This window comes from Peribacillus sp. P4_C12 (assembly GCF_056402095.1).
The window spans coordinates 1-10,867 of the sequence record NZ_JBFUIB010000102.1; the positions used below are offsets into that span (position 1 = coordinate 1).

Here is a 10,867-nt window from a genome sequence, read left to right on the forward strand (position 1 = left end):
CTAATTCCTTTTAATCAACCTGGAAAATTATTTACCAATATAATGATTGAGGAAATGTGCTATTGCCGTATAGGCGGTAATTTTATTATTTAGTTTTACGATGGAATGACCTTCATTTTCAAAGCAGATAAACTTTACAGGATGATTTCGTGCCATTAATTTATTTACGATTTGTTCAGATTCTTCAATAGGGACGCGTGGGTCATTAGCCCCGTGAAGAACCATCAGCGGACTGGTAATCCGGTCAGTTTGATTCAATGGATCAATCAGATCATAAAAGTTTCCGTCCTTTTCAATAGTTCCATATTCAACTTCGCGAAGTTTGCGTCGCCACGGACTGGTTTTTTTAAGAAAAGTTCTGAAACTTGAAATCCCAACGAGATCAATTGCAGCAGACCATAATTCCGGATAGTGAGAGATGGCTGCAAGAACCATAAATCCTCCGTAGCTCCCTCCCATAATGGCAATTCTATTAGGATCAGCGCTTCCTTCTTTCTTTAACCAATCTACTAAAGAAACAAGATCTCTAACGGAGTCCATTCGTTTACGAACATCATCAAGATGAGTATATGTTTTTCCATATCCTGTACTCCCGCGTACGTTAGGAGTAATTACTGCATAGCCAAGGCTTAAGAAATACTGCAGAACTGGATTGAAAACAGCACGGATTTGGCTTTCAGGCCCCCCATGAACATATAGAATAACAGGGATTTTTTCTGATTGGATATTTGGCTTGAAGTAAAAGGCAGGTATTTGGAGATTGTCAAAAGATTTAAAGGAAATAAGAATAGGTTCAATTAATTTATTTTCCAAAAACTTTGTCTGAAGAGATTGAGTAAGCCGTTCTGTCTTCATTTTCTTTAGGTCAACCTGCCATATATCAGACGGATAGGTCGGCCCATTGAATACATAGACTAATTTTTGATTGTCGGGTGAAAATGTTAAGTTAGTTATCATCCCCATTGGTGTCTTCCATGTATAAAGGGCACTTGATTTTAGATCTAAAAGAATGCCTCTTGAAATACCTCCTTCATTAATTGAAAAAGCTAACTTTGAATGATCTTTACTCATAGCGAGGCCTTCAAAGTCCCACTGTCCCACCTCCAGCCAAGTGATATGTTTTGTTGAAAGATCAATGATCGCGAGCCCAAAAAATTCTCTATCTTGATTTGTTAATAAATAGAGATGATCTCCATCCATACTGAAATGAGGGTTTTTATAGCTTGCTTCACCCTGATGATCTGTTAACCAATTCATTTCTCCTGTGTCAAGATTCAGTAAACCTAAATCGTTATCCAACTGGGAATTTGTTTTCCGAATCAATAACGAATTACAATCAGGAGACCACATGATGGAGGAATAGAGTCCATCCTTTGACAAAACCATTTGTATTTCTAAAGTTTCGACATTTTGAATATAGATATCGAAAAAGGCAGGATGTCGACGATTGCTTGACCAGGCTATCCATTTTCCATCAGGTGATTGACCCCCATATTCATGTTTATGGTCAGGAGAGTTGGTAAGCGGAATCAGTAGACCATCACTTTTGAGTAAAAACAGTTGTTGCTTCTCATTACCGCAGACATCCATGCCGATGAGAAGGCCGCGTTGTGATGAACTGTTTAAATATTTAACAAAAGTAATTCGTTCATTAGTAAAAGAAATTCGGGTAGGTTCACTTATATCGAAATCCTTTGCCCAAACCTGCGGTAAACCAGAATAATCAGCAATAAAGATTAACTTATTACTATTAGGATCATATACAGGGTTACTGACAGTTCCAACAGACAAATATGATTTGATGCCAATTTCTTTCATACATTCACTCCTTAAAATGTGCTAAAAAAGAGAGGAATTGAGATAGCCCAAATAATAAAAAGCTCAAAAGGATCTATTACGTCTCACAAACATTATATTTAGATGCATTATATATCATGTACTTTATATCTTGGCTATGAGTGCCGAAAATAGTTGAGAACTAGATTTTCGGGAATGTTTTTATAAGGTTTTTCCATAAGTAAATCTATAAAAGTAGTGAGCTATTTTAGTCTTTAATCATCAAATCCAGAAGGAAAACCCTCCTATCATATTTCAAAGGGTGTCACAAAAATTTTATTTTAATTTTTGTGACACCCTTTGTTTTTTTATCCATAACACCAATTTGGCATGTACTTTTTTGTTTTTAGCAAGTTTGTTTTTTAGATTCCTATAACACAGTCGATTGTTATTGAAACCATCGATAAAATTTCCAAATAATGAGCATGAAGATCATGTATCCGAAAAGGGAATAAGAATGATGCCATGCTTCGCTATGAGTAAACAATCCTAAATTCTCCGAAAAAGATTCGGAAACACTTATACAAAGTCCAATCAAAACGATAAACAGTATCCTTGAAAATGTAGTCAACGCTTTTGCGATCCATAAAAAGAGCGTAGTAAAGATTGGCAATATCAATAATGTAAAAGCGACATTGATTGTAAATATATCTCGGAATGGTCTTGCCGGAAAGGAATACATTTGTTTACCTACAAACAGTAAGTCTAAATACGTTCCGATGAAACAAGAGAAAATTATTGTGGCTACAAAAGCCCGATGGTTACTCATCTTCTGCTTCTTCTCGGAGTAGGACGTTTTTTTTTGCCAGAATGGCAAGTTCAATTTTTTCAAGCGTTGTGCAGTATTCATCATAAATCTCCCCATCTATATTTTCTCCCTTATCGATTAAGTAGTCCATGATGTGCCAGTCTTCAAACCAGTCTTTGCTTTCCTCCTCTTCATGATTAAGATCTTTCCATGTGTATATTAATCGAGGACTGTATAAACGATCCGCACCTTTTCTTAATTGGCACTTTTTTGTTCGACGTTTATAAAATGCACGGGAGAATGATTCGTTTACATCATTAAACAAATGCGGCCAGTAGTCTTTTCGCGAACCGGTATGTGGATGATCATGAGCCCAATCTACTACTCCTGATAAGATGTTCTCACGGCTAAACAGCAGTGAGTATAATCGCTTGCCCAGCAATATTCGCTCATGAAGGGAGGTGAAATGCTTCATTGTATTCCCGACTAGTAATGTTTCTTGTTTGGTCTCATCCTTATAGAATGGAAAAAGAATGTGATTAAAGCGAAAAAAATCATAAAGTTTGAATCCAATACTATTTAGTACGGTCCTTTTAAAATGGGCATTTTGAATGACCCTTTTTTCTAAATAGCTTTGTTCATTAATAACAGTGGCAATGGCTAACATATACTGGTCACCTGTTCTCCAAAAATGGTTCCATAACGTTTCCATAAACGTCGATACATTGAAAAAAGGTAGAAGATGAAACAGTCTTTTTGATCTTTTGACACTTTGTTCATACAACAAAAATTGTGGGTACACATCTTGGAAGATTAACCAGTTCCCTCGTTCCAAAAAAGAAAAGAAGATAAGTTGATCTTTTTCCGACAATAGTCTTGTATATAAATCCCCTTTTAAATCCGTCATATTCCAACCGCCATTACGCGATACCATATGTCCAAGTAGTGCCCAGTGTATTTCTGGGTAACGGAGGTAAAACTGAAAATAGGCATGCGTTCGCGTCACATTATTATTGTTGTGTTGTCTTGTTTGTTCTTTAATTTCCTGTATTAACACTGTCTCTTCTCCCGTTAACTCCCACGTTTTAACAGAAGTCTGTTTTTTACCTTTTTTCTTTAATTCATCTTTTACATCTAAAAGAGAATACGGAAACGTCTTGGAAAATCCGTTCCATTTCCTTTTCCGATCGTTGTGATGCATCCTTCTTCCTCCCGTTAACATGAATGTTCTTCTTTTTAGGCCAAATAGGTTATCGAAATAACCAACAGGTGATCAAATTTTTCAATCTATTTATGAGAAATCAATCTTTTAAACTTCTAGTAAGGATTTTTAAAGGTATTTTAACAGTGTAGCTATCATCAGTTTATTACGAACATGAGGAACAAATGATGATCGTTTTTTCGTACAAGAGGTAGCGCGCACATTTTAATGTTATCTGTACTAAGAAAATCATGAGTATTTAAAGTATTCTAAGAAGATAAATTGAGTGAAAAGTTACTTTCAATATTGAGGGAGGATAGTTAAAGAGTGCTGTTTGATCTTTGTTCAACAATTGAACCATTTTATTGAATAAGATTTGCATAAATATCCCCTTACGCAGCCATTTAGGTGCGCTTGAGAGGCGTCAACGTTGATTTATCAATGGTGAAGATGTTTTGTAAACCTCACATGAATAACGTATACAAGGTATTTTTCTTTCATATCGCATGATAAGATGGTGTAAAAGGGAAATGTTGGTGTGGTTAAGTATATTTTTACAGATATAAATATCATTTCTATCATTCTTTTCTTTTTGCTACTGTTATTTTTCATTTCTCTTGATTTATTTATACGATCAAGAGTAACAAACCAAACTAACAGAACTCTAATACAAATTAGATAAAAAGAATGAATTATGGAAAAACAACAGAAGAATTAGAACTTACGATAATGTGAATTATGTTAAACTAGGATATTCTATAAAGAACAATGAATATATTACAGATGATAAAGGAAGTCGAATACAGGATGTATAAAATCGGACTAGTCGGTCTAAAAACTTCTATAGAACAGATATTGGACTTGGCAGAAGAATATAAACATGAGTTGGAATTCATCTCTTTTCCCTATGTAAATACCGAAGAGGTAGAGGAAATTGTAAAAGAACATAATTCTCACGTACATGCATGGCTTTTTTCTGGTCCACTTCCCTATGAAATTGCGACAAAAACACTAGGTACAGATAAAATAATGGTCCATGTTCCTGCTACGGAATCAGGTTTTTATAAATCTTTTTTAGAGATGATCTACGAACAGGGGAAAATTATTGAGCATCTAAGTATTGATACTATGTCCTCAAATAATATTAGCGAAGAAGCTTTGTCACAGTTGAATATAAAAACCCAAAAGATTTATACGAAAGTGTTTGAGTCAGATGTTGATACGAATGAATTGGTACATTTTCACTTGAATTTATGGAATAAGGGAAGGACAGAAGGCGCTTTTTCTTGTTTTCCGTCTGTGTGTGAAGCTTTAAGGGAATACGGGATTCCAGCCTATCGGATGACGATGAGTAAGATGGAAGTGCGACAAACGCTTCGGATTCTTTCTGAAAAAGTAAAGACTTCCTACTTTAAAGACACACAAATCGGAGTTGAAATCATTGAAGTTGAATATTTTAACAGAGTGGCAGAGGAAATGAAAACTCCTTATCACTTACAGTACTTGGAGCTCCGGCTAAAAGAAATGTTAATTCAACTTGGTGAAAAAATAAATGGTTCCTTTTCAGAGAAAGGGAATGGAAGATACATGATTTTTAGTTCACGCGGCGCAATTGAACGAGAAATTATTACGCTTGAAGATACCATCCAAAAATTGGCTTTTGAAGCAGATACAACAGTTGCTGTTGGAATTGGCTTTGGCGAGACTGCCTATTCGGCGGAAATCAATGCTTTTCGTGCTATTCAACATTCAAAGGATATGAAGAAGCGTGAAATTGTGATTATTCAAGATGATGGCAAAATTATTGAATCACCAGGCAAAAAGAAAGAACTACAATATGATACCCGTACCCACAATAAACTCCTTATAGAAAAGTTGAAAAAGGGTAATATAAGTGTTAAAACGTATAAGAAGATATCGGCTCTCGTTCAAAGAATGGGGTGGAGTGATTTTACTACAAAGGACTTAGCGACATATCTTGAGATGACAGAGCGCAATGTACGGCGTATTGTTGCGGATATGTGCGAAGTTGATTTGGCACAATGCGTTGGTGAAGAGTCAAACGCCACCCGTGGAAGGCCGAGTAAAATTTATCGATTATTATAAATTATAAGCACCCATAATTTGGGTGCTTATTTATTTTGTACCTTAATTTAGCATATTAAAGCGTTGAAAGGGAAGAATTAACTATTGGATTCAGTCAGGAAAAATAGTTTAGAATTTTCAAAAAAATATTGAAATAAAGCTTATGAAATATTATACTCCATTTAAGGAATTTCTTCCTTAAACTATCCGAAAATAGATATTGTTATGTAAATTGAATGAAAAAGGAGTTGTAGTGGATGTCTCAAACGATAATGATTCATGATTTAATCGAGGCTGTTAAAGATGAAGTGATTGGGTGGCGAAGATATTTACATAAGTATCCGGAGCTATCTTTTCAGGAAGAAAAAACAGCACAATTTGTTTATGAAACGCTACAAACTTTTGGTGATTTGGAAATTTCACGTCCGACAAAAACGAGTATAATGGCTCGTTTAATTGGCCAGCAGCCTGGGAAGGTTATTGCACTGCGGGCAGATATGGATGCGCTTCCAATTGAAGAAGAGAATGATTTTGACTTTGTGTCACAGAATTCAGGCGCGATGCATGCTTGCGGACATGACGGGCATACGGCGATGCTGCTTGGCACGGCAAAGATTCTTACCCAGTTAAAGAATCAAATTAAAGGGGAGGTTCGCTTTTTATTTCAACATGCTGAGGAACTGCCGCCCGGTGGAGCCCAAGAGATGGTGAAAGCAGGTGTGCTTGAAGGAGTAGATATGGTCATTGGCACCCATCTCTTGTCGACTCTACCTTTAGGGAAAATTGGTTTGGGTTACGGTCCGATTATGGCTGGAGCTGATACTTTTGCAATTACCGTGGTGGGTAAAGGGGGGCACGCCTCACAGCCTGAACTTACGGTTGATCCCATTGCAATTGGAATTCAGGTTGTATCAAATCTCCAGCACATTGTTTCGAGATATCATGATGCACAGGAAGCTCTAGTGATTTCAGTGACTCAGTTCCATGCGGGAAGTGCGATTAATGTTATTCCAAGTAGTGTAAGCATTGGAGGATCCGTTCGAAGCTTTAATCCGGAACTGAGGGAAAAGATTCCAACCTTTATCGAACGCATTGTAAAAGGAATTACTGAAGCACATGGGGCTACTTATGAATTCGATTATCAGTTCGGTTATGCTCCGACCATTAATGATGAAGAAGTTACCCGATTGATGGACGAAACGGTCTGTGAAGTATTTGGTGAAGAAAGTCGAGAGATTTCAAAGCCAATTATGGGAAGTGAAGACTTCTCTGCTTTTCAAAAAGTAGTTCCGGGATCTTATATTGTAATAGGAGCTCGTAATGAAGAAAAAGGGATTATATATCCTCACCATCATCCCAAATTTACTTTCGATGAACAGGCTTTACAATATGGGGTGAAGTTATTTGTTCACGGGACTTTTAAAATGTTAAATCTAACATACTAGGGGGTTAAGAGTATGAAAAAAATATATTGGCTTGGAATTATCCCGTTTCTTGGCTTTATTGTAGGCGCTTTGTTTACAAATAAAGTGACTCCCTATGTTCTAGGAATGCCATTTTTTCACTTTTGGATTGTACTCTGGTCTGTGCTAACCACAGGTATTATGGGGATTATATATCTACTAGATCCTGCTAATCAGAAGGGAGATTCAAGATGAATATTGCCGTGTTTTTCATCCTGTTTTTTTTCGTCATTTCTGTTTTGATTGGTATCCAGGCTAAAAAAGGGAAAGAAATGAACTTAGAACAATGGTCAGTTGGGGGACGTGGAATGGGAACCCTATTGATTTTCCTCTTGTCCGCAGGTGAAATGTATACGACCTTTACATTTTTAGGTGCAAGTGGATCGGCTTATGGGGAAGGAGGTTCCATCTTTAGTATCGTATCATACGGCTGCCTGGCTACAGTCATCTCCTACTGGACATTTCCTGCTATTTGGAGGTATGCAAAGAAACACCAATTAGTTTCCCAATCAGATTTTTTTGTAAAAAAATATCAAAGTCCTTATCTTGGTGTGCTTGTTGCTGTAATAGGTGTTATAGCTTGTACTTGCTACTTAGTCCTGCAATTGAAGGGGTTAGGATATATCGTCTCTGCAACATCCTATGGGGCCATTTCATCTACAGCTGCCATTTGGGTTGGAGCAATTGGTGTAACCATTTTTGTAATGGTTTCAGGTATTCACGGTTCTGCCAGGACAGCTATCTTGAAGGATATTCTGATTCTAGGCATTGTCATATTTTTAGGAGTTTATTTCCCTCTTCATTATTATGGCGGTCTTCAACCTATGTATGAGGCCATTGAAAATGCAAAGCCGAACTATACCATACTTCCGGATCAAGGAATGAGCGTTTCGTGGTATATATCGACCGTTATATTAAGCTCTATTGGATTTTATATGTGGCCGCACGGGTTTTCTCCTATTTATGCTGCCTCTAGCGAAAAAGCTTTACGAAAAAATGCAATCCTAATGCCAATGTACCAATTGATTTTGTTGTTTGCCTTTTTTGTCGGATTTGCAGCTATCTTACAGACGCCTGGATTAAAAGGCGCGGAAGCCGATCTTATCTTGCTGCAGCTTTCTAAACAGGATTTTGATCCATGGTTTGTGGGCTTAATTGGTGGCACGGGCGTGTTAGCCGCTTTAGTACCAAGTTCGATGCTGTTGATGTCAATATCAACATCTCTGGCAAAAAATATATATAGCGTATTCACTCCATCAGCAACGGAAAATCAGATTGCAAAACTGGTAAAATTCTTGGTTCCCCTTATTTCTCTCGTAGGGATTTACTTGACCTTTAAAGGTGGAAATTCCCTCTTTAGTCTCGCTTTAATCGCCTATAATTTTATCACACAACTTGCTCCTGCCTTTTTCGCAAGTTTGATGAGAAAGAATTTTGTAACCAAACATGGAGCATTCGCCGGGATTATAACAGGAGGCGTGCTAGTTTCTATTATGGAACTAGGGAACATAAAAATTGGTCAACTGTTTCCTTATCTTCCTCAAGCAATTAAAGACTTGAATGTAGGAATTATCGCCCTATTTGTTAATATCGTAGTTTTAGTGGTTGTCAGTGTGATGACAAAAAACATTACTAATACTCATAAGGATAATGATGTTTTAGAGACAACAACAGTAGAGCACAAGGTTCTAATACAAAAAGAATCTAACAGATAAAAAATGCCCTCCAGTTAAACGATCTGGAGGGCATTTTTTTAGACTGACAAAGAAATGTACATTTTTTATTGTCAAAAATTCAAAGTTGGTCCAGCGCTTGGCTATTCAACGAAGCTTCATTTTTGATTAAGATAAAGGGGTACATTGAGAAATTGATCATCAATGAGAGAAGGTAATTTCAGTTCTTTTAGATCGTTTACTGCTGAAATAAGTAAGAAGATTATCTAACAATGAAATAAACCGGTCTGAATATGACCGGTTTGTTTCATTTAAATTACTCTGTTTTAGCGCTCTGATCTTTATTTCTTTTATTTCCTTTACTGTTGTCCCCACTAACAGGAACTTGTCCGTGTAATTGCGGTGAATTTTGATTACGGCTACCTTTATTAAATTTTTTTGTCATATCTCACATCTCCTTTCTTATTTCAAATACAGTTTGTCCGTTTTTGGTGAACTTATGTTTTCTCATGAAAAGAACATCCATAGAATCTAATCCTTTACAATTTTTAATAAATTATTTTAAAAAAATTAATACCATCTTTACTTTAATTTGCTAAATTTGATTTGTGGCTTGGATAGGCACTATTTAACAAGTTAATCGAGAAGTACATACATAGTCTATTTCGATTTTGCAGAGAAGGTGAGTTTGGCTTCAAAATAAGTGATGGAACTCAGTTCAGAATGAAGCTGATGATGAGTAAGAAATTCTTAAAAAATAGAGGACTAAGTCTTCAAGGAAAATAAAGGAGGACATTATGGAAAACGCACCGTTAAATAGACGTACCTTTTTAACACGTATTGGAACAGGGGCTACTGCCCTTGCAGTGGCCACATCTGGTTTAGGTATTTTAAGCGAGACAGTTAATGCGGAAACCGACAGCCTTTTACATGTAAAACCGAAGAAAAAGGGCTTTAAGTTTACTCCGATTGAAACTACAAATAAGGACGAACTCGTTCTTCCAAAAGGATTTAAATATGACGTTGTAGCCGCTTATGGCGATGTAATCAATGGTAAGGGTGACACATTTGGTTTTAATAATGATTTCACCCTTTACTTTCCTATTCAAAATTCCAATGAAAGAGGATTATTATGGGTAAACCACGAATATACAAACCCTCTTTACGTGGAAGGACAAAAAGTAAATGGCAAATATGCTCCAACACAAATTGAAAAGCTTCTTTATAACCAGGGCGGTTCCATTATTGAAGTGTACTATGACAAGAAAGTGAATAAATGGAAAATGGATGCTGCTTCCACTTATGCCCGACGAGTAACGGGATTAACATCTTTTGCACTTACTGGGCCGGCCAAAGGAACAAAAGTGGTAAACGGCGCAACAAGTGTTCAGGGAACATTCGCTAACTGTTCTGGTGGAAAAACATTATGGAATACGGTTTTATCCTGTGAAGAGAACTTCGAAGAAACCGCTAATAATGCTGGATTAAACCAAACACATTACGGCTGGGTAATCGAAGTTGACCCGTTCGATCCAAATTTTGCGGTTCGCAAACATACCGCTCTTGGACGTTTTAACCATGAAAATGCTTCAATGGGACTTGCCAAAGACCAACGTGTCGTCGTTTACATGGGAGACGATAAAAAAGATGCTTGTGTCTATAAATTTGTAAGTAAGGATAAATATGTACCTGCATTAGGAAAAGCAAATTCCCGTCTTCTTGAGGAAGGGAATTTATATGTAGCGGACTTTAAAAAAGGAAGATGGGTAGCTCTGACAATTGAGGCCGTACAAAAAGCGGCGGCTGGCAAACCGGAACTATTGGAAAAGTTCCAAACGCAAGGTGATGTTGTTACTAACTG

The 10,867-nt window shown here is 36.8% G+C and carries 9 protein-coding genes; 5 read left to right on the forward strand and 4 right to left on the reverse strand.

Annotated features, from left to right (window positions below; genetic code table 11):
- Positions 1–27: 27 nt before the first annotated feature.
- From AC1DUW_RS14300 to AC1DUW_RS14310, 3 genes are all read right to left on the reverse strand, one after another.
- Positions 28–1,818 (reverse strand): S9 family peptidase, encoded by a 1,791-nt coding sequence (locus tag AC1DUW_RS14300; protein ID WP_053344646.1) that lies wholly within the window; start codon positions 1,816–1,818, stop codon positions 28–30.
- Positions 1,819–2,224: 406 nt separating this feature from the next.
- Positions 2,225–2,605, reverse strand: a complete 381-nt coding sequence (locus AC1DUW_RS14305) for a CBO0543 family protein (protein WP_053344647.1) — start codon at positions 2,603–2,605, stop codon at positions 2,225–2,227.
- Positions 2,598–3,785, reverse strand: a complete 1,188-nt coding sequence (locus AC1DUW_RS14310) for a DUF2515 domain-containing protein (RefSeq protein WP_053344648.1) — start codon at positions 3,783–3,785, stop codon at positions 2,598–2,600. Before AC1DUW_RS14310 ends, AC1DUW_RS14305 begins: the two co-directional genes overlap by 8 nt.
- A gap of 807 nt (positions 3,786–4,592) precedes the next feature.
- Here AC1DUW_RS14310 and AC1DUW_RS14315 point away from each other — a divergent pair.
- From AC1DUW_RS14315 to AC1DUW_RS14330, 4 genes are all read left to right on the forward strand, one after another.
- Positions 4,593–5,891: a hypothetical protein gene (locus tag AC1DUW_RS14315; RefSeq protein WP_053344649.1), complete on the forward strand. Its 1,299-nt coding sequence runs from the start codon at positions 4,593–4,595 to the stop codon at positions 5,889–5,891.
- Positions 5,892–6,127: 236 nt separating this feature from the next.
- Positions 6,128–7,315, forward strand: coding sequence for a M20 family metallopeptidase (locus AC1DUW_RS14320; protein WP_053344650.1), 1,188 nt, complete (start codon positions 6,128–6,130; stop codon positions 7,313–7,315).
- A 12-nt stretch (positions 7,316–7,327) separates the two neighbouring features.
- Positions 7,328–7,528 (forward strand): DUF3311 domain-containing protein, encoded by a 201-nt coding sequence (locus tag AC1DUW_RS14325; RefSeq protein WP_053344651.1) that lies wholly within the window; start codon positions 7,328–7,330, stop codon positions 7,526–7,528.
- The gene (locus AC1DUW_RS14330; protein ID WP_053344652.1) at positions 7,525–9,048 is read left to right on the forward strand and encodes a sodium:solute symporter family protein; all 1,524 of its coding nucleotides are present in this window, start codon (positions 7,525–7,527) and stop codon (positions 9,046–9,048) included. Before AC1DUW_RS14325 ends, AC1DUW_RS14330 begins: the two co-directional genes overlap by 4 nt.
- Before the next feature lie 274 nt (positions 9,049–9,322).
- On the opposite strand, the gene AC1DUW_RS14335 is transcribed toward AC1DUW_RS14330, so the two are convergent.
- Positions 9,323–9,451 (reverse strand): hypothetical protein, encoded by a 129-nt coding sequence (locus tag AC1DUW_RS14335; protein ID WP_255264060.1) that lies wholly within the window; start codon positions 9,449–9,451, stop codon positions 9,323–9,325.
- A gap of 352 nt (positions 9,452–9,803) precedes the next feature.
- Here AC1DUW_RS14335 and AC1DUW_RS14340 point away from each other — a divergent pair.
- On the forward strand, positions 9,804–10,867 hold a 1,064-nt coding region (locus AC1DUW_RS14340; RefSeq protein WP_477642799.1), incomplete at its 3' end, for a PhoX family protein.

Excerpts from the sequence above, each read along its gene's own strand:
- AC1DUW_RS14300 (WP_053344646.1), bottom strand. The coding sequence starts at position 1,818 with ATGAAAGAAATTGGCATCAAATCATATTTGTCTGTTGGAACTGTCAGT.
- AC1DUW_RS14305 (WP_053344647.1), bottom strand. The coding sequence starts at position 2,605 with ATGAGTAACCATCGGGCTTTTGTAGCCACAATAATTTTCTCTTGTTTC.
- AC1DUW_RS14310 (WP_053344648.1), bottom strand. The coding sequence starts at position 3,785 with ATGCATCACAACGATCGGAAAAGGAAATGGAACGGATTTTCCAAGACG.
- AC1DUW_RS14315 (WP_053344649.1), top strand. The coding sequence starts at position 4,593 with ATGTATAAAATCGGACTAGTCGGTCTAAAAACTTCTATAGAACAGATA.
- AC1DUW_RS14320 (WP_053344650.1), top strand. The coding sequence starts at position 6,128 with ATGTCTCAAACGATAATGATTCATGATTTAATCGAGGCTGTTAAAGAT.
- AC1DUW_RS14325 (WP_053344651.1), top strand. The coding sequence starts at position 7,328 with ATGAAAAAAATATATTGGCTTGGAATTATCCCGTTTCTTGGCTTTATT.
- AC1DUW_RS14330 (WP_053344652.1), top strand. The coding sequence starts at position 7,525 with ATGAATATTGCCGTGTTTTTCATCCTGTTTTTTTTCGTCATTTCTGTT.
- AC1DUW_RS14335 (WP_255264060.1), bottom strand. The coding sequence starts at position 9,451 with ATGACAAAAAAATTTAATAAAGGTAGCCGTAATCAAAATTCACCGCAA.